Annotated in this window: 23 protein-coding genes and 1 pseudogene; 4 read left to right on the forward strand and 20 right to left on the reverse strand. The window is 67.6% G+C overall.

Going from position 1 to position 24853, the window contains the following annotated elements; translation table 11 throughout:
- Positions 1 to 123: 123 nt before the first annotated feature.
- The 11 genes from AC1DO7_RS20170 to AC1DO7_RS20220 form a co-directional block, all read right to left on the reverse strand.
- A complete protein-coding gene (locus AC1DO7_RS20170) occupies positions 124 to 375 on the reverse strand; it encodes a hypothetical protein (protein WP_441614452.1) in 252 nt (83 codons plus the stop codon).
- A gap of 219 nt (positions 376 to 594) precedes the next feature.
- Positions 595 to 2307, reverse strand: a complete 1713-nt coding sequence (locus tag AC1DO7_RS20175) for a SulP family inorganic anion transporter (RefSeq protein WP_441614454.1) — start codon at positions 2305 to 2307, stop codon at positions 595 to 597.
- 34 nt (positions 2308 to 2341) lie between these two features.
- Positions 2342 to 2815, reverse strand: a complete 474-nt coding sequence (locus AC1DO7_RS20180) for a glycine zipper family protein (protein WP_441614456.1) — start codon at positions 2813 to 2815, stop codon at positions 2342 to 2344.
- 34 nt (positions 2816 to 2849) lie between these two features.
- The gene (locus tag AC1DO7_RS20185; RefSeq protein ID WP_441614457.1) at positions 2850 to 4373 is read right to left on the reverse strand and encodes an efflux transporter outer membrane subunit; all 1524 of its coding nucleotides are present in this window, start codon (positions 4371 to 4373) and stop codon (positions 2850 to 2852) included.
- Entirely contained in the window at positions 4370 to 7549 is a 3180-nt protein-coding gene (locus AC1DO7_RS20190) for an efflux RND transporter permease subunit (RefSeq protein ID WP_477116498.1), read from the reverse strand. The genes AC1DO7_RS20185 and AC1DO7_RS20190 overlap by 4 nt, the downstream gene beginning before the upstream one ends.
- A complete protein-coding gene (locus tag AC1DO7_RS20195) occupies positions 7546 to 8742 on the reverse strand; it encodes an efflux RND transporter periplasmic adaptor subunit (RefSeq protein WP_477116499.1) in 1197 nt (398 codons plus the stop codon). The genes AC1DO7_RS20190 and AC1DO7_RS20195 overlap by 4 nt, the downstream gene beginning before the upstream one ends.
- A gap of 363 nt (positions 8743 to 9105) precedes the next feature.
- Positions 9106 to 10143, reverse strand: a complete 1038-nt coding sequence (locus tag AC1DO7_RS20200; RefSeq protein WP_441614461.1) for a hypothetical protein — start codon at positions 10141 to 10143, stop codon at positions 9106 to 9108.
- Positions 10144 to 10233: 90 nt separating this feature from the next.
- The gene (locus tag AC1DO7_RS20205) at positions 10234 to 10803 is read right to left on the reverse strand and encodes an N-acetyltransferase family protein (protein WP_477116500.1); all 570 of its coding nucleotides are present in this window, start codon (positions 10801 to 10803) and stop codon (positions 10234 to 10236) included.
- A gap of 72 nt (positions 10804 to 10875) precedes the next feature.
- On the reverse strand, positions 10876 to 11694 hold the full coding sequence (gene ppk2, locus AC1DO7_RS20210) for a polyphosphate kinase 2 (protein ID WP_441650417.1): 819 nt from the start codon (positions 11692 to 11694) through the stop codon (positions 10876 to 10878).
- 250 nt (positions 11695 to 11944) lie between these two features.
- Positions 11945 to 12970: an AraC family transcriptional regulator gene (locus tag AC1DO7_RS20215; protein ID WP_441614467.1), complete on the reverse strand. Its 1026-nt coding sequence runs from the start codon at positions 12968 to 12970 to the stop codon at positions 11945 to 11947.
- Between the two features lie 236 nt (positions 12971 to 13206).
- Complete coding sequence (locus AC1DO7_RS20220; RefSeq protein WP_441614469.1) at positions 13207 to 13698, reverse strand: nitrate reductase associated protein; 492 nt, start codon at positions 13696 to 13698, stop codon at positions 13207 to 13209.
- Positions 13699 to 13940: 242 nt separating this feature from the next.
- On the opposite strand from AC1DO7_RS20220, the pseudogene AC1DO7_RS20225 reads away from it, so the two are divergent.
- Positions 13941 to 14477, forward strand: a pseudogene (locus tag AC1DO7_RS20225) (molybdopterin dinucleotide binding domain-containing protein); the annotation flags it as partial.
- Positions 14478 to 14515: 38 nt separating this feature from the next.
- Here the strand turns inward: AC1DO7_RS20225 and AC1DO7_RS20230 are convergent.
- Positions 14516 to 15235, reverse strand: coding sequence for a TetR/AcrR family transcriptional regulator (locus AC1DO7_RS20230; RefSeq protein WP_441614744.1), 720 nt, complete (start codon positions 15233 to 15235; stop codon positions 14516 to 14518).
- A gap of 170 nt (positions 15236 to 15405) precedes the next feature.
- Here AC1DO7_RS20230 and AC1DO7_RS20235 point away from each other — a divergent pair, with 170 nt between their 5' ends.
- On the forward strand, positions 15406 to 15570 hold the full coding sequence (locus AC1DO7_RS20235) for a nuclear transport factor 2 family protein (RefSeq protein WP_441614746.1): 165 nt from the start codon (positions 15406 to 15408) through the stop codon (positions 15568 to 15570).
- A gap of 20 nt (positions 15571 to 15590) precedes the next feature.
- Positions 15591 to 16022 carry a VOC family protein gene (locus tag AC1DO7_RS20240; protein ID WP_441614471.1) on the forward strand — a complete coding sequence of 144 codons (432 nt, stop codon included), beginning with the start codon at positions 15591 to 15593 and terminating at the stop codon, positions 16020 to 16022.
- A 276-nt stretch (positions 16023 to 16298) separates the two neighbouring features.
- On the opposite strand, the gene AC1DO7_RS20245 is transcribed toward AC1DO7_RS20240, so the two are convergent.
- From AC1DO7_RS20245 to AC1DO7_RS20270, 6 genes are all read right to left on the reverse strand, one after another.
- Positions 16299 to 16544: a hypothetical protein gene (locus tag AC1DO7_RS20245; RefSeq protein WP_441614473.1), complete on the reverse strand. Its 246-nt coding sequence runs from the start codon at positions 16542 to 16544 to the stop codon at positions 16299 to 16301.
- Between the two features lie 178 nt (positions 16545 to 16722).
- Positions 16723 to 17064: a hypothetical protein gene (locus AC1DO7_RS20250; RefSeq protein ID WP_441614475.1), complete on the reverse strand. Its 342-nt coding sequence runs from the start codon at positions 17062 to 17064 to the stop codon at positions 16723 to 16725.
- A 267-nt stretch (positions 17065 to 17331) separates the two neighbouring features.
- Positions 17332 to 18786, reverse strand: coding sequence for an efflux transporter outer membrane subunit (locus AC1DO7_RS20255; protein WP_477116501.1), 1455 nt, complete (start codon positions 18784 to 18786; stop codon positions 17332 to 17334).
- Positions 18783 to 19712 carry an efflux RND transporter periplasmic adaptor subunit gene (locus AC1DO7_RS20260; protein WP_477116502.1) on the reverse strand — a complete coding sequence of 310 codons (930 nt, stop codon included), beginning with the start codon at positions 19710 to 19712 and terminating at the stop codon, positions 18783 to 18785. The genes AC1DO7_RS20255 and AC1DO7_RS20260 overlap by 4 nt, the downstream gene beginning before the upstream one ends.
- Complete coding sequence (locus AC1DO7_RS20265) at positions 19709 to 19921, reverse strand: DUF1656 domain-containing protein (protein ID WP_441614480.1); 213 nt, start codon at positions 19919 to 19921, stop codon at positions 19709 to 19711. The genes AC1DO7_RS20260 and AC1DO7_RS20265 overlap by 4 nt, the downstream gene beginning before the upstream one ends.
- On the reverse strand, positions 19915 to 22017 hold the full coding sequence (locus AC1DO7_RS20270) for an FUSC family protein (RefSeq protein ID WP_477116503.1): 2103 nt from the start codon (positions 22015 to 22017) through the stop codon (positions 19915 to 19917). The genes AC1DO7_RS20265 and AC1DO7_RS20270 overlap by 7 nt, the downstream gene beginning before the upstream one ends.
- A 115-nt stretch (positions 22018 to 22132) precedes the next feature.
- On the opposite strand from AC1DO7_RS20270, the gene AC1DO7_RS20275 reads away from it, so the two are divergent.
- The gene (locus AC1DO7_RS20275; RefSeq protein ID WP_441614484.1) at positions 22133 to 23026 is read left to right on the forward strand and encodes a LysR family transcriptional regulator; all 894 of its coding nucleotides are present in this window, start codon (positions 22133 to 22135) and stop codon (positions 23024 to 23026) included.
- Between the two features lie 42 nt (positions 23027 to 23068).
- Here AC1DO7_RS20275 and AC1DO7_RS20280 read toward each other — a convergent pair whose 3' ends face one another.
- Positions 23069 to 24061, reverse strand: a complete 993-nt coding sequence (locus AC1DO7_RS20280; RefSeq protein WP_441614486.1) for a Bug family tripartite tricarboxylate transporter substrate binding protein — start codon at positions 24059 to 24061, stop codon at positions 23069 to 23071.
- 96 nt (positions 24062 to 24157) lie between these two features.
- Positions 24158 to 24853 (reverse strand): aconitase family protein (locus AC1DO7_RS20285; protein ID WP_477116504.1); only part of this gene is annotated, 696 nt, incomplete at its 5' end.

A 24853-nucleotide genomic window follows, 5' to 3' on the forward strand; every position in this document is an offset into this window, starting at 1 on the left:
CACAGCAAGGGTCCGACCCGGATCTTGGCGACGGCATCGTCACCGCCAGGAACGGAGCGCTCCCTGGCGCCGGTCCTCGCTAACGCCTGAACGCAGGAACAGGCGGGCCAACCGGCCTGCCAATCATTTCTGCCCGGCCTTGGCGCGTGCGGCAGAGATCGCCGTGTCACGCTCCTTGGCCGCGGCAGATTTCTGCTCGTCGAAGACCTTTTGCGCTTCGCCGACCTTGCGCTTGTATTCCTTCCTGGCGGCGGCGATTTCCTCGCGCATCTTCACGATTTCGTCATTTTGACCTTGCGCGGCCGCGGCCGAAGCGGCGTGGACCCAAGCCGGTGAAGCACTGAACGCCATCGCAAGCATGATGGATGTTGCCATCTTTACCATGATCCTCTCCCGCTTCGTTTATCTTCATCGCGGCAGCATTGAAGCCTGCCGCCACCTCGCCACATCGGCGCCTCAAACCAAGCGCTAATATAGTGCCCGGTTCACGAGAATCAAAGGAGCATCGAGAAGCACCACGCTCACGGTGCCTGGAGCACCAGGCAGGAATCCTTCATGCAACGCCGTTCCACCTGCCGCGCCCCGGTGGCGGTTTCATGGCCGGCTGGCCTGCGCCACGACCGAGGCCTGATAGCTGTCGACTGCCTGCTCCAGATCGAAGAACATCCGTTCGCGCCCCAGTGCAGCGCCCAGGGGCGCGCGCTGCACCAGTGCGAGCACCCCCGGGTTCAGCCCGACCAGCCACAACGCCCCGCCGTCCTCGCGCCACCTCGCCTCCGCCTCCGTCAGCATCTTGAGCGCCGTGTATTCGAGATCGAACACGGCACCGAGATCCAGCGCGATGACCTGCGGCTTCGTGGCGACGATCTGCAGGCGCAGCTTCTGGCCAAGCCGCTCGGCATTGGCGAAGAAGATACGGCCTTCCGGCCGCAGCATCAGCAGGCCCGGGAAGCTTTCATCCTCCGGGTGCTCGGCGCAGGCCGGCCGGAACACGTTGGTGCCCGGCTTGCGCCCGAGCACATGGAGCGGAGGGTCGGACACCTGATGGGCAAGCGCCACGAGCGAGACGACAATGGCGACGACGATCCCTTGCAGCGTGCCCAGCAGCACGACGCCGACCATGGCGATCAGCGCCCACAGGAACTCGGTGCGGCGCACATCGAGGATCGCGCGGAACTCCGCCGGCTGGATCAGGCCGACCGAGTACACGATCACCACCGCGGCGAGGGTGGCTTGCGGCATCTTCCCGATAAACGGCGCAAGCAGCAGCATCGTGCCCAGGGTCATGGCCGCGGTCACCAGCGTCGACAACTGCGTGCGCGCCCCGGCGACCCGGTTCACCGCGGTCTGCGACGTGCCGCCACCGGCCGGCATGGCGCCCGATAACGCGCCTGCGACATTGGCCAGGCCCGTCGCCAGCAGTTCCCGGTTTGCTGTCGGCGTGCGCTCGCCTCGCTGCGCAAACGCGCGGCCTGCCGCGATCGACTCGGTAAAGCTCATCAGCGCGATGCCCGCCGCTGCGGGCCAGAGGTCGGCAACCAGAGCGAAGTCCGGCATGACAAGCGTGGGCAAGCCGGTGGGTACGTGGCCGACCACTTCGACCCCGTGGCCTTGCAAGCCGAGCAGACCAACACCCGCTATCCCGGCGGCCACGGCAATCAGCGGGGCCGGCGCGCGCGGGAACACCCGCTCGATCGCCAGGAGCATGACAACGGTGACGGCCGCCACCGCCACGGTGTACACCGACGTGTGCCCAAGCCCGGTGCCGATGGCCAGCACATTGTGGAAAAACGTGCCCTTCGTAAAATGTATGCCCAGCAGCTTCGGGATCTGGTCCACCACGATCACGATCGCGATCCCCGCCTTGAATCCGGTCAGCACCGGGTCGGAAATGAAGTTGGCGACAAAGCCGAGCCGCAGCAGCGCGGCCAGCACGAGGATGACGCCCACCAGCACGGTCAGGGTCGCGCAAGCGGTCAGCAAGGTGCCAGCGTCGCCGCCAGGGGCCACCCGCCCGAGCGCGGTCGCCGCGAGGATGGCAAGCGTTGCCGTCGAACTCACGCTGAGCGGCCGCGACGTGCCGAGCAGCGCGTACACCACCATCGGCAGGAACGCGGTATAGAGCCCCACCTCGACCGGCAATCCGGCGACGGTCGCGTAGGCCAGCGCCTTGGGAATCACCACTGCGCCCGCCGTCAGGCCGGCCACGACATCCGGCTTGATCCAGTCTTTGCGGTACTCGCGGATCCACTCCGGCACCGGCAAGGGAAAGCCGCCGGACGAGTGCTTCGATGACTCATGTTCCATGCGAACCTTGCCTTCGCGCCCTGGACATCGCTACTTACTTGATCGAATAGCCGCGCCCTTCCATGCAGGCCGCGTAGGCCCGATAGTAGGTATCCATCGCGCCTTGACTCTGGGACTGCGCAGAGGCCTGGGCCGAGCGCTGGTTCTGCCGTGCCCGCGCCCCGCCGGCCATGGTCCCGACGGCAGCACCCGCGGCCGCGCCCTTGCCGGCATCGCCCGCAATGGCCCCGATGGCCGCGCCACCCGCCGCGCCGCGCGCCGCACCCCGCACGCGCTCCCCTCCGCCCACCGCGGGCCCGGACGGCGGCGGCGGCGCCGCGGCGACCGCTGCCGGATCGATGCCAGTATTGCTCTTTGCCCACGAGTAGCACGCTCCGTCATCCTTTTGCTGCTGCTGCGAACTCTGGCCCTTGGCCGGGTAGGCGATCGGCTTGGATTGCGCCAGCGCCCCGAGCGGCACCATGGCGGCGACGGCAGCGCAAACCAGGCGCTTGTTCCACGTGTTCATGACAACTCCTTCATTGCAACTGCCCCGGGCTCGCTCATTTGCCGTTTGCCAGTGTGTCGGCCTGCTGCAGCGGCCACCCGGCACCCAGCGACTTGTAGAGCGAGACCATCAACCCGAACTCCGAGCCGCGCAGGCTTGACTGGTCCAGCTGCGCATTGAACAGCGCGCGCTGGGAATCCAGCACTTCGAGGTAGCTCGTGTAGCCGCCCTCATAGCGATCCTGCGCAAGCGACACATAGCGCTGCAGCGCGTCCACTTGCGTATCCTTCGCCGCGCGCTGCTCGCGCGTGCGTTGCACCCCCACCAGCGCGTCCGCGACTTCCTGGAAGGCCGTCTGGATCGCCTGCTGATACGCGAACAGCGCCTGCTGCTGGCGCGCTTCGGCTTGCTTGACATCCCCCGCGATGCCGCCGGCAGTGAAGATCGGCATGCTCACGGCGCCCGCGAATGACCACGTGCGCGCCGAGCCCACCCACAAGCCGGACAAGGCCGTGCTTGCCGCGCCGAACAGTCCGGTCAGGGAGATCGTGGGAAAGTACTCGGCGCGCGCCGCGCCGATCTGCGCGTTGGCCGCGATCAGTTGCTGTTCGGCCTGCAGCAGGTCCGGACGCTGTTCAAGCAGCGCCGACGGCAGCCCGGCGGGAATCTCGGGCGAAGTCAGCTCGCCGATGGACTTGCCGCGCTGGATGTCGGCCGGATTCTGGCCGACCAGGACCGACAGCAGGTTTTCCTGCTGCGCGACGAGCTGCTCGTAGAGCGCCACGGAGGTGAGCGCCGACGCGTATTCCGACTGCGCCTGGCTGACCTCGAGTTCGGACACCACGCCGCCTTCGAAGCGCTGCTGGAACAAGGTCAGCGCGCCTTGCCGACTGGCCAGCGTCTGCTGGGCGATCAGCAAGCGGTTGTCCAGGTCGCGCAGGCTGATGTAGCCCGTGGCTACCGCCGCCACCACGCTGACCTGGGTGCTCCGCCTGGCCTCGCCGGTGGCGACCCACTGCGCGCGTGCCGACTCGGTCTGCCGCCGGAGCCGCCCGAACAGGTCGATCTCCCAGGTAGCGAATACGTCCGCCCGCACCTGGTTGAACGGATTATTGACAGGTACGACGTTGCCCGCCCCGGTGGCCAGACGCTGGCGGCCACCGCCGATCTCCGCGCCGACCTGCGGAAAGAGCCCGGCGCGAGTCGACATCAGCCGCCCGTAGTATTCCTCGACACGCGCCAGCGCGATCAGGATGTCCTTGTTCTGCGCCAGCGCCTTGGCGATGAGGTCGTCAAGCACCGGATCGTTGAACTGGGTCCACCAGTGCATGTCGATGGCAGGGATCGCGTTGGCATTGGCATTGGCATTGGCATTGGCGCTGGCGCTGGCGCTGGCATTGGCGCTGGCATTGGCGTTGGCGTTGGCGTTTGCGTCGGCGTTTGCGTCGGCGCCGGACTGGGCAAAGCGGTACGCGTCCGGCACGTCCAGCGCCGGGCGCTGGTAGTCCGGCCCGACCGCGCAGCCCGCCAGCACGAGCGCGCCGGCCGCGGCAAGCTGCCGCCTCCGGGCGGGTTTCATGACTCCCCTCCGCTCGATGCCGGCGTCTCCGGACGGGGAGTGGGCGCCGGCGCCGCCGGCGCGCTCCCCGCGGCCTTCCTGGCCGCCCTGGCTTCCAGGCCCCAGAAGAACATCGGGATGAAGAAGATGGCAATGACCGTGGCCCCCAGCATCCCGCCGATGACCCCGGTCCCGAGCGAGCGCCGGCTCGCCGCGGACGCGCCGGAGGCGATCGCCAGCGGAATGCACCCGAGGATGAAGGCCAGCGACGTCATGATGATCGGCCGCAGGCGCAGCTTGGCGGCCTTCACCGCCGCCTCATACGGACTGAGGTGCTCCTTGTGGAGCATCTCCACCGCGAACTCGAAGATCAGGATGGCGTTCTTCGCCGCCAGCGCAATCAGCACGGTAAGACCGATCTGGAAGTACACATCGTTCTCCATGCCGCGTATCAGGATGCCCACCAGCGCGCCGAACAGCGCGAACGGCACGGCGAGCAGCACGCCAAGCGGCAGGGACCATTTCTCGTACTGCGCGGCCAGGATCAGGAACACCATCAACAGGGCGAAGCCAAACACCATGGTGGCGGTGGACCCGGCCTTCTTCTCCTCGAAGGCCTGCCCGCTCCAGCCATAGCTATACCCTTCGCCGAGCACCTCGCCGGCCACCTCCTCCATCGCGGCAAGGGCCTGGCCGGAGCTGTATCCCGGCGCCGCATCGCCGGTGATCTTGGCCGCCGGGAAATTATTGAATCGCGTCACCAGATCGGCGCCGGCCACATAGCGCGAGGTCGTCACCGCCTTGATCGGCACCATGTCGCCCTTCGCGTTGCGCGTGTAGAGCTTTTCGATATCCTCCGGCCGGGAGCGGAACTCGGGCTCGGCCTGCAGGATGACCTGGAACAGCCGGCTGTTCTTGGGAAACTGGCTGACATAGAGCGAGCCGAACATGGTCTGCAGCGCCGAGTAGACCTGTTCCACCGGCACCCCCTGCGTTTCCGAGCGTTCGCGATCCACATCGACCAGGAACTGGCGCGAGCGCGTATTGATGGTGGTACTGACGCCACGCAACTCGGGGCGCTGCCGCGCCTTGGCGATAAAGGCACGTACCCTGTCTTCAAGCTGTTGATACGTGCCGTCTCCCGTGCTCTGCAGCCAGAATTCGAAGCCGCCCGTGGCGCCGAGTCCGGGAATGGAGGGCGGATTGACCGGGATGACCAGGCCCTCCCGGTACGTGGAGAATTCCCGGGTGGCCTTGACGATCAGGTCCTCGGCGCTCTCGCCCTTCCCGCGCTCCTTGAAGCCCTTGAGCGTGACAAACAGCGTGCCGGCGTTGGTCTTGTTCTGGGAATCGATCAGGCTATAGCCGTCCGGCGTCGCCACGGATTTCACGCCGGGCTGGCGGGCGAGCCATTCTTCCGCCCGCTTCGAGAGTTCGCTGGTCCTGTCGAGGCTCGCCGCGTCCGGCAGGATCACCGCGCCCAGCAGATAGCCCTGGTCCTCCACCGGGAGGAAGGACGATGGGATGCGGGTGAACATCAAGACGCTGACGACGATCATCACGACAACCAGGCTCAGCGAGATGACGACCCGCTTGATCACCAGCTGCACCGTGCTGCCGTACCCCTCCACCATCCGGTCGAAGGACTTGTTGAACCAGCGGAAGAACCGGTTCTTCTCATGCTCGCCGGGCTTGAGCAGGATGGCCGCCAGGGCCGGGGAAAGCGTCRGTGCCACCACGCCGGACAGCAGCACGGAAACGGCGAGCGTGATGGCGAACTGCTTGTAGAGCTGGCCGGTGATGCCCGAGAGAAACGCCACCGGTATGAAGACCGCCAGCAAGACCAGCACGATGGCGACCACCGGACCACCGACCTCGTCCATGGCGGCCTTGGCCGCCTCCTTGGGCGGCATCTTGAACTCCACCATATTGCGCTCGACGTTCTCGATCACCACGATCGCATCGTCCACCACGATGCCGATGGCCAGCACCATGCCAAACAGCGTGAGCATGTTCACGGAGAAGCCCAACGCCGACATCGCCGTGAAGGCGCCGATGATCGACAYCGGCACCGCCAGGATCGGCACCAGCGTCGCCCGGAAGCTTTGCAGGAAGAGATAGACCACCAGGATCACCAGGATCACCGCCTCCGCCAGCGTGTGGATCACCTCGTTGATGGATTCCTGGACAAACTCGGTGGTGTCGAGGGCGATTTCGTACTGCAGGCCCGGAGGGAAGCTCTTCTTGAGGTCGGCAAGCGTCTTCTTCACCCCGGCGGCCACCGCCAGCGCGTTGGCTCCCGGCTGCTGGTACACGGCAAGCAGCGTCGCGGTCTTGCCCTTGTAGCGGCTGCGCAGGGAATAGTCCTTCGAGCCGAGCTCCGCCCGGCCGATGTCCTTGAGCCGCACCAGCGCCGCTCCGCTCGAGGCCGCGCGCAGGATGATGTTCTCGAAATCCTCGGGCTCGGTCATGCGGCCCTTGGTGGCAACCGGGAAGGTCTGCTTGACCGGGCCGGCCGTCGGCGCCTGCCCGATGCGCCCCGCGGAGAACTGCTGGTTCTGCGCGCTGACGGCGTTCTTGACGTCATCCACCGTGATGCCCAGCCGCGCCATCCTGTCGGGTCGCAACCAGATGCGCATGGCGTAGTCCGGCGTGCCGAAGATCGATGCCTGGTTGGCCCCCGGGATACGCTTGAGCGCATCCAGCACGTAGATATTGGTGTAGTTGTCGACGAAGTTCTGCGGGTAGCTGTTATCCGGAGAGTAGACCGCGATGACCATCATGAAGGCCGAGGACCGCTTCTGCACGGAAACCCCTTGCTTCGTGACAGCGTCCGGGAGCGTCGGAAGCGCGAGGTTGACACGATTCTGGACATCCACCTGCGCCAGCGACGGGTCGGTCCCGATCTCGAAAAAGACCGTCAGCGTCATGTTCCCCGTGGAGGAACTCGTGGACGACATGTAGAGCATGTTGTCGGCGCCGTTGACCTGCTGCTCGATCGGCGCCGCGACATTCTGCGCCACCACCTCGGCACTGGCGCCAGGATAGGTGGTCGATACGGTGATGGTCGGCGGCGTGATCTCCGGGAACTGGGCCACCGGCAGATTGAACATGGCAACCAGTCCGCCGACCACGATGATGATCGACAGCACCGAAGCGAAGATCGGCCGGTCGATGAAGAAATGGGAGATCTTCATGGCTTGCGACCCTCGCTGCCGGCGGCGGGAGCGCTGGCGGCATGCGCGCCCGCCCCACCCTTTGCTGCCGCCGGGACTGGCTTCACCGGGGCGCCGGGCGCCAGGCGGGTGGCGCCATTCACAATCACCATGTCACCGGGCCGCAAGCCCGAGCGGATCACCCAGTTGTCGCCCGACCACTCGCCGACCTCGACCACGCGAGACTGCGCCTTGTTGTCCTTGTCGACCGTCCAGACCGACTCGCCGCGCTGGCCCTGGATCACCGCCTCCTGCGGCACGGCGACCGCCTGGGTCCGCTGCGCGCCAATCAGCCTGACCCTGACAAACTGGCCCGGACGCAACAAGCCCTGCGGGTTGGCCATTTCGGCGCGCACGAGGTACGTGCCGGTATCCGCGTTGAACGACGCGTCGGCAAAGGCAATCCTGCCCCGGCTGCCGTACACCGTGCCGTCGGCCAGGACGATCTCGACCTCGAGCGCCCCGCGCTCCGGCAGCTTCAGCGAACCGGACTGCTGCTGCGAGCGCGACTGGAGCACCTCGTTTTCCGACAGGCTGAAATTCACCCACATCGGATCGAGCTTCGCCACATAGGTCAGCAGGCTATTGGTTGGGTCGATATACGAGCCGACCTGCCTCTTCGCAAAACTGGACAAGCCATTCACCGGTGAGGTGATCGTCGTATAGCCAAGATTGAGCTTGGCGTTGACAACATTGGCGCGGGCCGCCTCGACCGCCGCCGCGGCCGCCTGCTCCTGCCCGACCGAGTCGTCGAGGTCCTTCTGGCTCAGTGCATTCTTCGYGGCAAGCGGCCGCACGCGGTTGAGATTGGCGCGCGCCGTGCTGAGCCGGGCCTGCTGTTGCGCCAGTTCGGCCTCCGCCGCGGTCAGCGCGGCCTGGAATGGCTTCTGGTCCATCCGGAACAGCAGGTCGCCCTTCTTGACCAGCGAGCCTTCTGTGTAGAGGCGCTGCTCGAGGAACCCGTTGACGCGGGCGCGGATCTCGACCTGCTGGGAGCTTTGCGTCTCGCCGACAAACTCGAACACCACCGGGACGTCGCGCAGTGCCACCGTGACGATGCCCACCTCGGTCGCGACCGCGGCGGGAGGTGGTGGCTTCTCTTTCTGGCAGGCGGCGACAAGGATAGTCGCAAGCAACAGGCAAACGTAGCGATAGCTTCGTTGTTTATTGTTCATCACGACTCCCACCCCCAAGATCCTGTGGAATCACTTCTTTTCTGCCGTACGCCGCGGTGCAGGGCGCGGTGCCGGTGCGTCAACTCGCCGCGGGGCTCCATCTGCGCTTGCCGAAAATCGATGAGCCCCGTGGAGCTCATGGCTCCGCTTTTCCTGGGGACCCTCGCCCTCATGTGTGTTTTAGATCATTCTCGTGCTTCTTGCCGAATTCTCGTACTGCATTTTTTCGATGCCGTGTTTCGCGCAAACAGGTGTGCCGTGTCACCGCCAGCGCACAGGCAGCGATCCATCCACAAGTGCGACCGCAGAGCATGCCGCGGCGAACTGTTCGACCGGTCTTGCGGCGCGCATCCGGGGCGTGCACTACAACAGGCGCTCCGCTTCATCGAGGAGCGACATCGGAGACAGCATGCCGGCGCGCGCAAAGCGCACCAGGGCAAAGGTGCGCACCAGCGGCGGATCGCCCGGGACCCGGGCGCTTTGCAGATCGATTGCATCKCCCGGTGCCGTGCTCTGTTCCGGCAGCAGCACATTCATCCGGCTCAGGCGGATGTTCCGGTGCTCCAGGGAGAACCGCGAACCCGCCTCCTCGAACACTTCGCCGAGTCCGTCGATCTGGCGCTCCAGGGCATCGGATGCCACGCCGAGCCGGGCGAGTTCCTGAGCGTTTTCCTCGATCTGTTCGCGCAGCCTGGCATGTTCCGCGGGCGCCACTTCGCTACCGCCCCCCACCACCGAGCGCATACCGGTGCCCCGCCGCTCCAGCAGATGCAAGCGCGCCTTCAGGAGCTCCAGCTCACGTTCGATCACATTGCGCCGCGACATGCCGGCGGCAAACCGGGCCAGGCCCTCCAGCGCCAGCTGATCCAGCATTCGCCGCACGATCTCCTCGCGCAGCCCGGCGTCAGTCCGGCCACAGATCCGCACCTGGTGATCGCTGAAGCAGATCGTGGTTTGCTGCACATCGGTGCGCATCACGTCTCCCTCCAGCGCGACGCCCAGCGTGTGCCGCTCGGCCATCGCCATGCCCAGCACCGCATAGGCCTCCCGCGCGTCCGGTGCGTGCTCGAAGAACTCGCGCAGGTCCGCTGAGCGGCTGAAGGCAAGCTCCACATCGTGCGCCGTACCGAAAAAGGCATGGATGTAGGGATCCGATCCCCACGCCACCGCGCTGGCTTCGCGCGGCGCAGGAAGGCCCGCCGCCAGCCCGCGGACAACGTCCAGCGCCAGCCCGATCTTCGGCCCGAGCCGTTTCTGGTAGTGCGGCACCAGGCGCAGGCGCGGACTCAGGCCGAGGACGCGCTCCGTCATCTCGGCAATCTCGTGCTTGCTCCGCTTGTCGCGCTTGCCTTGCTCGTGCGCGCCCGGCTCGCGCCGGCGCAGCAGGTCCAGTATGCTCATCGATCGGCTCCCCTCGTTGCGCGCGACCCCGCGCCACCGGTTCGTGCTGCAGTTCGCGCTCAGGCCTGTGCGCGGCTGGCGCGCCGCGGCTTATCCAGGGGCGATGCCGGCCCCGGCCGGCACCGCAAGCCGGAGCTTGACCACGCGCAGCATGGCATCGTCGGGGCATGGCGTATCGTCGAAGCCGAGCCGGCGCGCAAGGCCGCGCATGGAATGGTTGGAAGACAACACGAAGCCCTCCATCCATCGGTATCCCCGCGCGCTCGCGGCACCAATCAACGTTTGCATGAGGTGCCGCRCCAGTCCCAGCCCATGCCAGTTGTCGTCGATCGTCACGGCGAATTCGCAGACCTCGCTGCCAGGACCCGCGGCATAGCGCGCGCCGCCGACGATGACCTCTGCCTCGCCATTGCCTGTGACGGCCACCAGCGCGAACTCGCGCTCCGGCATCGGGTGGGTTGCCGATTCGAGCATGGCGTCCGGCAGTTCCCGCATGGAGGCCATGAATCGCGTATAGCGGGAATCCACCGATAGGCGGTGGAAGGCGGCCAGCAGGGCTGCCTTGTCTTGTCCGCCGATCTGGCGCAGCAGAATCTGCCGCCCGTCGCGCAGTGTCACGCGGGCGGGCAGCGATGGCTCCGGGATGGAATCGTCCGGCATGATGATCTCGCTGGTGCTGACATCAAGGGGGCGCTGGTGCGCGAACCGGGTGCAGTCCGGAGGCCGACGCCGTCAGAACCGCTCGGGGACATGCCTGTAAGGATAATCCGCCTCCTTGTAGCCGCCGGATTTTTGCCGCGCCGGCAGCTTCACCTTCTTGTGCGGCACGGCCTCGTAGGGAATCTTGTCCAGCACGTGGCTGATGATGTTGAGGCGGGCGCGCCGCTTGTCGTTCGAGTTGGCCACGTACCAGGGCGCGTAGTCTGTATCGCTGGCGAGGAACATCTTGTCGCGCGCGCGGGAATAGTCATACCAGCGGCTGTAGGATTTCAAGTCCATATCCGTGAGCTTCCAGGTCTTGCGGCCATCGTCGATGCGCGACGCAAGGCGGCGCGTCTGCTCCTCCTCGCTTACCTCAAGCCAGTATTTCAACAGGATGACACCGGAACCGATAATGGCCTTCTCGACCAGGGGCACGGCCCTCAGGAACGCTTCGGCCTGCTCCTCGGAGCAGAATCCCATGACCCGCTCCACGCCAGCGCGGTTGTACCAGCTGCGGTCGAAGATCACCACTTCGCCGGCGGCGGGAAGGTGCGAGATGTACCGCTGAACGTACATCTGGCTCTTCTCGCGCTCCGTGGGGGCCGGCAAGGCAACCACGCGGAACACGCGCGGACTCACGCGCTCCGTGAGGGCCTTGATGGTGCCGCCCTTTCCCGCGCCGTCGCGGCCTTCGAACACGATGCAGACCTTGCAGCCGGTCGCCAGCACCCATGCCTGCAGCTTGACCAGTTCGATATGCAAGCGCCGGAGTTCCTTCAGGTATTCCTTGTTGCCTAGCCGGTCCCCGGTGGCTTGCTCGTGTTCAGCCGCCTTTTTCGCGTTTGCCATGTCCGTTCTCCTCAGCCCCGCGCTTCGCCTTGCACGCTACTCCGAGATCACAACCTTAGTTTGCGTTCCGGCTTATTGCAAATCTTACTTGCGGGCAAAACAGCACTCGCGAAACGCGTCGGCGAAACGGATAACTTCTACGCTGTATCAACAGTGATACACCCGTGCGGTCGCGTTTTGCTTGCAGGCGGGGCCGCCCAGGGCGATGGCGCAAACGCCGTGCATGGGCACCGCACAAACGGACGGAGATCTATTGGCCGGCATCCCCGTGCCTTACGGTCCGCGCCTGCGCCCGCCATTGCGAAACACTGCAGCCGAACTGGCCGCCGAACCAGCGCGAGAACGCGCTCAGCGAAGAGAAACCCAGCAACGTGGCCACCTCCGAAAGCGGACGCCCGCGGTTTTCGATATACGGGATCACCAGGCCGGCGCGCACGTCGTTGACGATGCCGGAGTACGTTGCCTCCTCCTGCGCCAGACGCCGGTGCACCGTGCGGCGGTCCACGCCGAGGAACTGCGCCACGCGCTCGACCGAGCAGACGCCGGACGGGAGCAAGGCGTAGACCAGCTTCTTCACCTTGTCGGGCATGGTGGTGTTGGCCTGCGCAAGCAGCGTGCCGAGATACTGCTTCACTTGCTGCGCCATCACCGGATCATAGGAGGGCAAGGGCGACTCCAGGTCGGACGCCACGCAGATGATGCCGTCGAAGTCCTGGTTGAACTGCACCGGCATGCCGAAAACGCGCAGGTACGTGGCCGTGCTGGCAGGCGCGGCGCTTGTGAAGCAGATGCTGCGCGGACGCCACGATGCGCCCAGGAACAAGCTCAGCATGCGGAACACCACGCCTACGGCCAGATCCGTGGCCTGGCGCAGCGTACCGGGCTCGTCACTCAGGACCTGCAGGTGGATCATCACCATGCCCTCGGACTCTTCGACGCGCATGGCCAGCGCTTCGTTTTGCAGGCCCATATAGCGGACCATGGAGTCCAGCGCACGGCGCAATGTCGGCTCCTCCCGCACCACGAAGGCGAGTGGCCCGAGATTCGAGAATTCTCGCAACTCGGCCATGCGCAGGCCGAAGTCGTCAACCCGGGCCGCCTTGGCGGACATATCCAGCAGCCGCCCCACCAGTCCGGCCGCCAGCCGGATGTCGGGATCCAGCAGCGCCGCACGGCTGATCTTCGCCGCCCTTAGCTGCTGATAGGGATCAAGGCCGACGGCGCGCGCCACCTCGACATAGTGGGTGAGACTGGCACTGCGGAGATAGTAGGCCATTGCCGAAATCGTGGGTTCGCTGACTCTCCCGAAATGTAAATTGAATGTCCCGGATGGTCAAATCACTGCTGGCCATCAGCCGATATTTGAAGCAAGGAAAAACCGCTTTCTCCGCATCGGCTCCGCTGCAGCAGCGTCGGCCGCCGCTGCCCGGCAGGTCACGCCCACCRGGAATCGGGAATCGGGAATCGGGAATCTGGAATCACGAGTCGCCCGTGCCGGGCCAGAAGCACGGTCTATGCATCTGCGATGCCTGACCTGACCAGCCCGAACTCCAGCAGCGCGGGAACAAAGCAATGGTTCCTCACCCCTCTCAGGGACATCTTCGTCAGCACATATCGCTTGAGGATCGAAAGCCCGGACCAAGCCTCCCCGGTAATCGGCGCCAGTTCGGCCAAGGCGTACTGCGCCAGGACCGAGTCAGGTATTTTCGAAGCCTGGAGCCATGCCGCCTGAGCATCCGGCGGGAATGTCTCTGGCACCTTGTTAAGGTGCTTCTGCATGATGTCCCGGAGGCTGGAGGCAAAATCACCCGCGTTGCCGGCCGTGGCGGGTGGAAAACCGGCGAGCGCCTCACGGGCCTCGACGGGAAGGGCTTGCCATTCCAAAAGGGAGAATGTGTATCCGTAAAAATCCAGATTGAAGCGGAGACACATGGGCACGTATTTCAGGTTGTCACATGCCTCTATCTCAAACACAAACAATGGCAATTTCTCATAGAGAAACATGGCAATCCCCTCGGACCTTGTAGTCGGTGTGAAAAGYCAGGCGTGCCGCTGAACTCGCGATCGCCTCACGCATACCACTGCCGCATCCCTTCGTGACTGAGTATAGGACGCGAAGGGGAACCTCTCGCACGAGGAACAGCGAGACACCGGTGGCCACCAACATACCGCTGGATAGCCTGGCGCTGGCGCCAAAAGCTGGTGCCGGAGGATTTGCGACAACCGGCGGGGCGTGCCCGCCGGAGGATTACAACGCGCGCATCGCGCATCCAGGCGGATTCCACCTGCGGGTGCCCGCGCGGGAGCGGGAGTGGCACACGCCCTCGGGAAAGGCGGTGTTCCTGGTCAATGCACTGACCCCGGACTCGCCCATCGCGCGTGCGCGCGAGGCGTACGGGGAACGGCTGATGACGCTGATGACCACGCGGTCGCATGACCAGTACAACACCACGGTGTATGCGCTCGACGATCGGTATCGCGGCGTGTTCGGCCAGCGGCGCGTCGTCTTCATCAACCGCGACGACCTTGCAATGCTCGGCCTGAAGGCCGGCGAATGGATCGATATGACCACGGTCTGGGAAGACAATATCGAGCGCCGCGCCGATGGCTTCCTTCTGGTCGAGTACGACATCCCGCGCGGATGCATCGGCGCCTATTATCCGGAGACGAATCCGCTGGTGCCACTGGGCAGCGTAGCCGACGGATGCAATACGCCGACCTCCAAGTCGGTCCCGGTCCTGTTGCACCGGAGCGCCGCGCCAACGGCAGCCGGACAGGCGTGACGGGCCACGGGTACCCGGCGCCGGTGGGCGGTACAGCGCTAACGCGGGTCGCCGCCCTCGCCCTGCAGGCCCGTCTCCACCATGTCGATCAGCCGCTGCCCGATGTCGTAGGCCTGCCCCGGCGCCTGCGCCAGCAAGTGCAGCGGCCCGTCGATGACCAGCATGGACAGGCCGTGCACCGCGGACCACGCCAGGTATTCCGCGCCGGGCCGGCGCGCAGCGGGTAGCAGGCCGGCGGCGGTCATCTTGTCGAGCGCCGCGCCCAGCAGCTCGAACGGGTTCAGGCCGCTGTCGCCTTCCCTGGCCGGCATGGGCACGCCGCGCAGTTCGCCCGGCACGGAAAAGGCCGTGCGGAACAGCCCCGGCTCGGCCAGGGCGAAACGCATATAGCCGGTGCCGACCGCGCGCAGGCTGGCGCGCGCCGCATCCGCTGGCGGCGCTGTCCCGTCGACCTCGGCGAGATCGGCCTCGATCGCCATGGCCAGCGCCGACAAGGCCGCGAAGCGCACCGCCTGCAGCAGGTCGTGGCGGCTGGCGAAGTGCCGGTACGCGGCATTGGGCACCACGCCGGCACGCCGCGTGGCCTCGCGCAGCACGACCGCATCCGGGCCGCCGTCGCGCGCCAGGTCCATGCCGGCATCGAGCAGCGCGCGCCGCAGGTCGCCATGGCGATACGTATTGCGGGCCGGAGCGCCGGCCGGCGCGTCCGGGGGTACCGCCGCAGGTGCGGATTGCGCCGCCTCGCCTGGTTCCGACATGGCGGCGGCACCCTTGCCAGCCGCCCGGCCCGCGGTGCCGGAAGTGCGCTTGGCACCCGTCATTTTTCCTCCATGTGGACAGCGTCCATTTTCTCGACTATGGTAGTGGACAGTGTACACAACGATGTGGCCGGATCACAGCAGCGGCGCCCATCACGCAATCCGGCGAAATCCGGCGCAATATCGACGCAGCGTGTGACCAGCACCCCCAGGGCGGCGCGCCGCAGGAGGCCTGGGTGCGCGCCACCTTGTGTTTTCGCAAGATCGCCGGCCGGTGGCTGGTGGTGCACGAGCATGCATCGGTGCCGATGCCGCTCGATCCCGAACGACCCTGAGAACGCCATAAGGAGACAAAATGCTGGTCCAACCCTACCTGTTCTTCGAAGGCCGCTGCGAGGAAGCGGCGGAGTTCTACAAGCGCGTACTGGACGCGAAAGTCGAAATGCTGATGCGCTTCAAGGAAGCGCCGCCGCAACCGGCAGGCGCGCCCGAGGGATGCGCGCCCGCCCCCGGCGACGCAGAGAAGGTGATGCACATGGCCATGCGCATCGGCGAAAGCACGGTGATGATGTCCGACGGCCGTTGCAGCGGCAAGCCGAGCTTCGAAGGCATCGCGCTGTCGGTAAGCGTGCCCGATGCGGCTGCCGCGGACCGCGTCTTCAACGGGCTGGCCGAAGGCGGCCAGGTCCAGATGCCGTTGGGCGAGACCTTTTTCGCGCACCGCTTCGGCATGACCGCCGATCGCTTCGGCGTGTCGTGGATGGTAATCGCGGAGAAGAAGCCCTGAGGCACTTCCTTGCCTGGCGGCGCTGACCGGACGGCGCCCCTGGTTCTGCCGGTCCGACCCGATCCAGGCGCCACTTGCTGCGCGGCGGCCGTAAAGCCCGCCGCGCCGGCTTCTCCCTTCCCGCCCTTCCCGCCCTTCCAGCCCTTCCCGCTTTCCTTTTCATTGCGCCGTCGCTACGCCGTCAAGGCGGGTGACTACGCGATCGAATCCCGGCGGGCACCTTGCTGGCCGCGAGCGTGCGCCCGCGCGCGCCTTGCGATCCGGCCGGTCTCACGCTCAGGGCGTGACGCTGGGCGCGGTCGCGGCTGTGGCGGCGGGCACGGCCGACGGCGCGGCCGGTGCCGCCGCCCCCTGCGCTTGCAAGGGGCAGCGCGCCTGCGCGCTTGCCCGCCTGGCCTGCGCCTGCTTCTGGGCGCGYGCGCGTTCKATCACGGTCCAGTCGGGACCGGCCAATGCCGGCAATGATGCAGCGAGTGCCGAGACGCTTGCCAGCGACAGCACGATCTTGTTCAGGGAAATCATGGGGAGGGTGAGACTGTTGGTTGGTACTGCGGGGGACTGCGGGGGACTGCGGTGAACTGCGGTGAACTGCGTGGCGTGGCGTGGCCAGGGACAATCTGCGCGCAACGCGGCGGCAGCGGTCTCGCCGGCCGGCCCGGCCCCGGGCGGAGGATTCCCGGGGCCGGGCCGGTTGCGCCGGTCAGGCGCTGGCTTTGCCTGCCACGCCGCTGTGGGACGGCGTTGCCGACACACCGGTCAGGTCGCGGCCAGCCAGGTCGAGCGCCGCGGCGCCATGGGCGCCATCGGTGAACGCATCGCGGCGGTCATTGACGCGCGCACCGTCGGTAAACGGGTCGCGGCGGTCATTCGCGCGGGCGCCGTCGGTGAACGGGTCGCGCTTGCCGTTGTGCAGGTTGTAGCCGTACTTGTCGCCGGCACTGGTGCTATCTTTCGGACCCTGTGCACTGGCTTGCGTCGATGCCATGACGCAAAGGCCAAAAGCGGCTGCGGAAACGAGGGTCGTGAAGAGCTTCTTGTTCATGATTGCTGCTGGAGTCCAGAATGGGCGGCACTTTCCACTTGTGGTGGAGCGGGATAGGCGGATCTGCGTCCCGCATGTCGTCTGTTTCGCCTTTTTGCATGTACCGGCGCGGTCGGAAGCGCGGTACAGACGACAGTGTAGCCATCGCCTAGCATTCCCGTGATGAATTAATATTCTGCATTCCAGTCGGAATTTTCACAGTATTGGCCGCGGCTCTGCCATGCCGGCGCAGCCGGGCGCGCCCCACGCAGCAACGCCTCCGCGCGGTCAGTGATGCTCGCCTGTGTTCTGCGCCACCTTCGGGCTGTTCTGCCAGCCGCCCCCGAGCGCCAGGAACAGATTGACCTGGTCCATCGCCACCTGGCTGTCCGACGCGGCCAGCGCCGCCTCTGCCGCTGCCAGCGTCCGGTCGGCATCGAGGCTGGACMGATACGGCGTGCGCCCGGCCTGATACAGCTGGCGGTGTTGCCGCGCGGCCTCTTGCGCGTCATCGCGCGCCACGCGCAGCGAATGGTTGCGCTCCAGCTCGCGCGTGTAGTCGCTGAGCGCGCCCTGCGTTTCCTGCAGCGCCTTCAGCACGACGCCGTCGAAACTGGCCAGCGCGGCGTCGGCACCCGCTTCCATCGCGTGAATGCGTGGCCGCACGCCGTTGGTCGGCAGGTTCCAGGTGATCAGCGGCCCGATGCCCCAGCGCGCCGTGGGCCCGCTGCCGAGGTCGCCGAGGATGCCGCTGAAGCCGGCGGATGCGCCGATGCGGATCGAGGGATAGAGATCGGCGGTCGCCACGCCGATCCTGGCGGTGGCCGAGGCGAGCTCGCGCTCGGCCTGGCGGATGTCGGGCCGGCGCCTGAGCAGCGCGGCGCCGTCGCCGACAGGCAAGGGTTGCCGCAGCCTCGGCTCTTCATGGCAGGCGAACTCCGCTTCAGGCAGCGCGCCGGGTGGCTTGCCGAGCATGACGGCGAGGCGCCAGGCGGCGCCTTCCTGCTCCGCCTTGAAGCGCGGCAGCGCGGCGCGCAAGGTCTCGGCCTGCGCGCGCGCGCGCAGCAGATCGGCGGGCTGGCCGCGGCCGGCGGCGACCAGCTTGCCGGTAATTTCCGCGCCGCGCTCCTGCAGCGCAAGCTGCTGCCCGGCGACGTCGAGTTCATGCGTGGCGGCGCAGCCCTGCACATAGGCACGCACGGTCTGCGCCACCACGCCGACGCGCGTCATGTCGAGCGCGGCCTGGCTGGCTTCGGCACTGGCCAGCGCGGCCTCGTCGGCGCGCGCGAGCTTGCCGAAAAAATCCACCAGGTAAGACACCGCGAAACCGACATCGCCGAGGCTGAAGACCGGGACCTTTTCCTTGAGCAGGAAACTCTCGCCAGCCACCTGCGCGCGTTCGGCCTTGGCGGAGATCGCCGCCTGCGGCAGGTTCTCGGCCTCCACCTCGTGGTAGACCGCCACGGCGCGCCGCAGGTTAGCGGCGGCCACGCGCACGCTGGTATTGGCAGCGAGGGCCTGCCGCACCAGCCGGTCGAGCCTGGGGTCGTCATAGAGCCGCCACCAGTCGTCCGGCACGGCGGCCACCGATACCGCCGCATCCTGCGTGCCCCGCAGCGGGCCATTGGCCTCGGGCGCGCGCATCATCGCGTGCGCGGGCACCTTGTAGTCGGGGCCGACCGTGGTGCAGGCGAACAGCAGCGGCATCACCGCCGGCAGCCATGCCAGGCGGAGCTTGCTCATTGCGCCGCACTCCCGCTGGCACCGTCGCCGGGGGGTGCGCGCCGCGCGGCCACGACCTGGCGCGGCACGGCCACCGACACCGTGGCCGTGCGGCCCGAGRCGAGCTGCATGTCGGCCGGGACGTCGTCCAGCACGATACGCACCGGGATACGCTGCGCCAGCCGCACCCAGTTGAAGGTGGGATTCACATTGGGCAGCAGGTTGGCGCCGCTGCTGCGGTCGCGGTCCTCGATGCCGGCTGCAATGCTCTGCACGTGGCCGTGCAGCGTGACGTGCTCGCCCATGATGCGCACCGCTACCGGGCTGCCGATGCGGATGCGGTGCAGCTTGGTCTCCTCGAAATACCCTTCCACATGGAAGGAGCCCGCATCGACCATCGACAGCACCGGGCGGCCGGTGCTTACATAGTCGCCCAGGCGCGGCAGGCGATCGTTCAGGATACCGTCGACCGGGCTGGCCACGCTGGTGCGCGCCAGGTTCAGGCGCGCCACCCCGACCGCGGCCTCGGCCTGCGCCAGCGCCGCTTCGCCTTCCTGCACGCGGGCCTGCCCTTCCTCCACCACCTCGGTGGCGACCACCTCGCTCAGCGCGTGGTTGCGCGCGGCCTCGCGGCGCGCCTGCGCCAGCGTCGCGCGCAAGGCGGCCGCGTTGGCCTGCGCTTGCTGCAGCGCCAGCCGGTAGCGGTCCTGGTCGATCACGAACAGCACCTGGCCGCGCCGCACGCGCTGGTTGTCCCTGACCAGGATCTGCGTGACCAGGCCCGACACGTCAGGCGCGACCTGCACCACGTCGGCACGCACGTGGCCGTCGCGCGTCCACGGCGCCACGGTGTAGTAGTCCCACAAATGCCTGACGACAAACAGCGCTGCCACCGTAGCCAGCAAGGTCAGCGCCACGGGGACCAACAAACGGAACTTGATTTTCATGATTGCAGCCAGCGGGCCAGGGCGACCACGCCGCCGAGCACGATCAGGTAGAGGGCGAGGTTGAAGAGGGAACGGTGCCAGACCAGCCGGTAGAAGCCAGCGCGGGCGAGCAGCGCGCGCAGGCAGGCGGTCATGGCGAAGCTGACCAGCATCAGCGCGAGCAGGCTGGGCACGAACACGCCGTAGACATCGATCTCGGCGCTCAGCATGGTTTCTCCACCGGCGCGCGCGGCAGCGCCGGCGGCGCGGGTACCTTGCCAGTGGGCGCGTGCGGCTGGGCGTGGTAGAGCGTGACCTGCAGGGCGACCAGCGCGGCCAGCGTCTCGCGCACCGCATCGCCGGCGGCCGCATTGTCCACGCCATCGTCCACGCCATCGGCCTGCGCCGCGACCTCGCCGATGGCCTTGTCGATGCGCGCGGACAGCGCCTCGGGCGGCGCCATCGCGTGCCCGGCTTTCAGGCGCGCGCGGAAATGCGCGGCGGCGCCGTTGAGCACGCGCGTGACCGCGCGCCGCGCGGCCGGACGCAGCGCCGCCAGGTTGCGCTGCAGCGCCAGCGCGCCGAAGCCGACCTGCAGTTCGGCGAAGCCGTCGGTGGACATCTTGTCGTCGCTGGCCGCCAGGCGCGGCACCAGCTGGCCGAGGCGGTCCAGCATGCGGCTGCCGAGCCGGGCCTGCTCGGGCGCTTCCCCGCGCGTGGCGGCTTGCGCCAGGTCCTTCCAGCTGGCGCGGATCAGCCGGTGCGCGGCCACGCGCGCGCCGAACGGCCGCGTCGCCATGAACCACAGCGGCGCGAACAGCATGYCGCCCACGCTGGCCAGGCTCGTATTGAAGGTGCCGAGGAAGTTGGCGTCGTAGACACTCTGGAAGTTGCCGAACGATGCCGTATTGACCGACAGCAGCATGGCGATGAGGTTGAAGCCGGGACGCGAGATCAGCATGCCGATGGCCATATAGGGCACCGCCAGCATGCCGACCAGCGTCTCGAAGTTATGGGCCTGCGGCACCACCAGGAACAGGTAGAAGCACGACACCAGGAAGCAGATCACGCTCCAGCGCATGAAGGCGCGCGCCACCGGCCTGGGCTCCTCGACGGTGGCGAAGAAGCAGCTGGTGATGGTGGCCACCACCACGGCGCCGGCACCGTCTTCCCAGCCCGAGGCGATCCACAGCAGGCCCGCGCAGAACACCGCGAGGCTGGTCGAGCAGGCGTAGTACAGCAGCATGCCGTGGTCGTGATGGTGCGCCCGGTCCGCCGCGCGGGCGCGGTAGCGCAGCACCGGCGCGGCGGCCTGGCYCGCCCCGCGCTGGTCGCCGATGCCGCGCTGCAGGGCGTGGCAGTCTTCGCACAGCGCCGCGAGCGTGCGCAGCTGATCGTTGGCGGTGGCCACCAGGCCGGCATGCCAGCCCGGCGCCTTGCCGTATTCGCGCCAGGGCGCGGCCGCCGGCCCGAGCGCGGGCGCCGGCCCGTGGAAGCCGGCATGGATCCAGGCGCGCATGTCGGCCATCTGGCGCGCGAGCTGCGCCGGCATGCCGTGCGCATGGGCGCGCAGCGCCTGCAGCAATCCTGCCAGCGAGGACAGCACCGGCAGCAGCATGGTCATGCGCTCGCGCAAGGCGCGCGCATGGCGCAATGTGTCGGCGCTCTCGGTATCGTAGGAAAGCTGCGCGATCAGCTGGTCGAGCGCGAGGATGTCGGTGGCCAGGCGGTGCCGGCTGCCGTGGCGCGAGGCATTGGCGTCGGGCTCGGGCGAGAGCATGTCGGTTGCCCACAGCGCGGCATCGGCCAGCCAGGTGGCGGAACGGGCGCGCAGCGCCGGCGCCACCTTGGCCGGGAAGACGATCGAGCCGACCAGCCCGGCGCACAGGATGCCGACCACGATCTCTTCGATGCGCGCCACGGCAATGGCGAAGACCTGGGCGGGCTCGCTGACGGCGGGCAGCGCCACGATGGGCAGCGTGTACGCGGCCAGCAGGAAGATATAGCTGCGCGGCGTGCGCTGCAGTAGCGAGAAATACAGCAGGGCGCCGGTCCACAGCGCGATGGCAGCCATCAGCAGCACCGGTTCGTTGACCAGCAGCGGCACCGTGGCGACGGCGCCGGTGGCGCCAAGCAGCGTGCCCGCCACGCGGTAGGCGGCCTTGGAGCGCGTGGCCCCGGTCAGCGGGTGGGAAACGAAATAGACGGTTGCCATGGCCCAGTAAGGGCGGGGCAAACCCAGCGCCAGCGCGATATAGAGCGCGAGCATCGAGGCGGCGAATGCCTTCAGTGAAAAGAGCCATTGCCGTGCGCTCGGCCAAGCCATGACGCAAACCTGTAGAAGAGCGGTGGAATGGAAGTGTAGCCAACTGGCGCTCATTCCGAACATGATTTAAAATTGACGATCACATTCGCTTTTTTCATGGATCAGGAAGCCGCCCGTGCCCATCGATATCCGCGCCCTACGCTATTTCGTCGAGACCGTGCGCCTGCAGAGCTTCACCCAGGCGGCCACCTCCCTGTTCGTCACCCAGTCCACCATCAGCAAGATGGTGCGCCAGCTGGAGGACGAGATCGGCCAGCCACTGCTGATCCGCGAGGGCAAGCAGGTACGGCTGACCGATGTGGGGCGCGTGGTCTACGAGCGCGGGCAGGAGGCGCTGGGCGTGGTGCACCGGCTCACGCTGGAGGTGGCCGATCTTTCCTCGCTGGGGCGGGGCCAGCTCACGGTGGGCATTCCGCCGATGGCCAACCTCTTCTTCACCCCCGCGGTGAGCGCCTTCCGCCAGCGCTACCCCAACCTGGAACTGAGCCTGGCCGAGCATGGCGGGCATACGGTGGAACAACAGGTGGCCAACGGCGAACTGGAGGTCGGCGCGACCGTGCTGCCCGGCGACAGTGGCCTGGCGCTCGCGACGCGCGAGTTTGCCAAGTACCCGATCTGGGTGGCAGGGCCGCGCAAGGCAGGCTGGGCCAGGAACAAGACCGTCAGCCTGGCGGCGCTGCGCGACGAGCCGCTGCTGCTGCTGACCGACGACTTCTCGCTCACGCGCAAGCTGCGCGTGGCCTTCATGGAGGCCCGCGTGGAGCCGCGCATCGTGGCGCAAAGCGGGCACTGGGATTTCCTCGCCTCGATGGCGGCGGCCGGGCTCGGCACCACCTTTCTGCCGCAGCCGCTGCTGGCCAGGGTCCAGCTCGACGACAAGCTCGCCGTGGCGCGCCTGACCGAACCCGCGATGGACTGGGCGCTGGCGCATATCTGGTCGCCGGGACGCTACCTGTCCCACGCGGCGCGCGCGTGGTTCTCGATCTGCGAGGAAGTGCTGGGGGCCTGAGGCAGCGTGCGGCGTGCGGCGCGCGGCCCCCGCCTGCCGCCGTCAGTCCACCGCGATCGATGCGCTCTTGATCAGGGCGCGGCTACGGCCCACTTCGTCGCGGATGGTGCGCGCCGTTTCGTCGGCGCCGGCGCCCCTGACCACGAAGCCCTGCGCGGCAAACAGCTCGCGCGCCTTGGGGGTGGCGAGCGCCTTTGCCATGGACTGCTGCAGGCGTGCGGACACCTCGACGGGCAGGCCGGCCGGGCCGACCAGCGCGATCCAGGCGTCGTACGCATAGTCCTTGACGCCGGCCTCGGCCAGCGTGGGCACCCCCGGCAGGCTTTCCAGCCGCGCCGGCGTGCTCACGGCGAGCGCGCGCAGCTTGCCGGCCTTGATCTGCGGCAGCGCCGACGGGGAGGCCAGGAAGGCGGCGCTGATCTGCCCGCCCAGCACATCGGTCAAGAGCGTATTGACCCCCTTGTAGGGCACATGGAGCATGTCGATGCCGGCCCTGGACTTGAGCAACTCGCCCGCCAGATGAAGCACGCTGCCCTTGCCCGACGAGCCGTAGGTCAACTGGCCCGGCTGCGCCCGCGCCGCCGCGATCAGCGCCTGCGCGGTCTTGTACGGCGAGCCGGCGCCAACCACCAGCACCAGCGGCGTGGTGCCGATCAGCGCCACCGGGCTGATGTCCTTGAGACTGTCGTAGGGCAGGTTGGGATACAGGCCGGGGTTGATGGCATGGTTGGAGGAGACCACGGCCAGCGTGTAGCCGTCGGCGGCGGCCCCCACCAGTTGGCGCGTGCCCGGAATGCCGGCCGCGCCGGCGATGTTCTCCACATAGAACGGTTGCCCGAGATCGTGCCCCATGCCCTCGGCAACCACGCGCGCAACCAGGTCCGCGGTGGAGCCCGGCGAGTTCGGCACGATCAGGCGCACGGTCTTGGCGGGATAAGCGCCGGCGGCATGCGCGGCCGCCACGCCGCAGGCCAGGGCAAGGGCGGCAAGCAGCCGCCCGGCCGCGCGCGTGGCGCGGCTTGGGATATGGAACATGGGTGTCTCCGGTGTCTTGTGGTCCGGCCGGAATCTGCTGCCCGGCTCTGGGGAACCCGGCCCGCGCGGGTGCGGGCCGGTGGCGTGAAACTCAGGCTAGGCCGGCGCTGCCTCCTCGCGGGCGCGCGCCTGCAGTTGCCCGARGGTGCTGATCTGCCCTGCCAGCGCGCTGGCCGCCACCGTGTAGGGGCTGGCCAGCCAGACCTGCCCCGGGCCCGAACGGCCCGGGAAGTTGCGGTTGATGGCGCTGATGGTGACCTGCTCGCCGCTGGTGGACGCACCGGGGCCGCAATTGGCGCAAGAGCCGCAGCCCGGCATCACCAGCGTGGCGCCGGCGGCGTCAAAGGTCTCCAGGTAGCCGCGCGCCTCGCAATACTCGCGCACGCCCAGCGTGCCGAATTGCAGGTACAGCCGCGTGCGTGGCGATACCTTGAGGCCGTGCTCCAGACCCCAGCGCAGCACCTCGTGGTAATAGTCGAAATCTTCGCGCTTGCCGGCCGTGCAGGAGCCGCCGTAGGCAATATCCACCGGCACGGCCTCGCCCAGCGCCTGCGCCGCCACGCCGTTGCCGGGATCGCCGGGCCGCGCCACCATGGGCGTGATGGCGGCCGCATCGATGCGGATCACGTCGCGGTAGCTGGCGCCGGCATCGCTGCGCATCCAGTCCTCGACGACGAAATCCACGCCGCGCCGCGCCTTGAGGAAGGCCACGGTCTTGTCGTCCGGCGCGACGATGCCGGTGAAGCCGCCCAGTTCCGCCACCATATTGGTGAGCGTGGCACGCTCGTCGAC

The organism is Cupriavidus sp. 05N40 (assembly GCF_056397305.1).

Coding starts and splice junctions, on each gene's coding strand:
- AC1DO7_RS20170 (WP_441614452.1), bottom strand. CDS start 375: ATGGCAACATCCATCATGCTTGCGATGGCGTTCAGTGCTTCACCGGCT.
- AC1DO7_RS20175 (WP_441614454.1), bottom strand. CDS start 2,307: ATGGAACATGAGTCATCGAAGCACTCGTCCGGCGGCTTTCCCTTGCCG.
- AC1DO7_RS20180 (WP_441614456.1), bottom strand. CDS start 2,815: ATGAACACGTGGAACAAGCGCCTGGTTTGCGCTGCCGTCGCCGCCATG.
- AC1DO7_RS20185 (WP_441614457.1), bottom strand. CDS start 4,373: ATGAAACCCGCCCGGAGGCGGCAGCTTGCCGCGGCCGGCGCGCTCGTG.
- ppk2 (WP_441650417.1), bottom strand. CDS start 11,694: ATGGCAAACGCGAAAAAGGCGGCTGAACACGAGCAAGCCACCGGGGAC.
- AC1DO7_RS20215 (WP_441614467.1), bottom strand. CDS start 12,970: ATGGCCTACTATCTCCGCAGTGCCAGTCTCACCCACTATGTCGAGGTG.
- AC1DO7_RS20220 (WP_441614469.1), bottom strand. CDS start 13,698: ATGTTTCTCTATGAGAAATTGCCATTGTTTGTGTTTGAGATAGAGGCA.
- AC1DO7_RS20230 (WP_441614744.1), bottom strand. CDS start 15,235: ATGTCGGAACCAGGCGAGGCGGCGCAATCCGCACCTGCGGCGGTACCC.
- AC1DO7_RS20240 (WP_441614471.1), top strand. CDS start 15,591: ATGCTGGTCCAACCCTACCTGTTCTTCGAAGGCCGCTGCGAGGAAGCG.
- AC1DO7_RS20250 (WP_441614475.1), bottom strand. CDS start 17,064: ATGAACAAGAAGCTCTTCACGACCCTCGTTTCCGCAGCCGCTTTTGGC.
- AC1DO7_RS20265 (WP_441614480.1), bottom strand. CDS start 19,921: ATGCTGAGCGCCGAGATCGATGTCTACGGCGTGTTCGTGCCCAGCCTG.
- AC1DO7_RS20280 (WP_441614486.1), bottom strand. CDS start 24,061: ATGTTCCATATCCCAAGCCGCGCCACGCGCGCGGCCGGGCGGCTGCTT.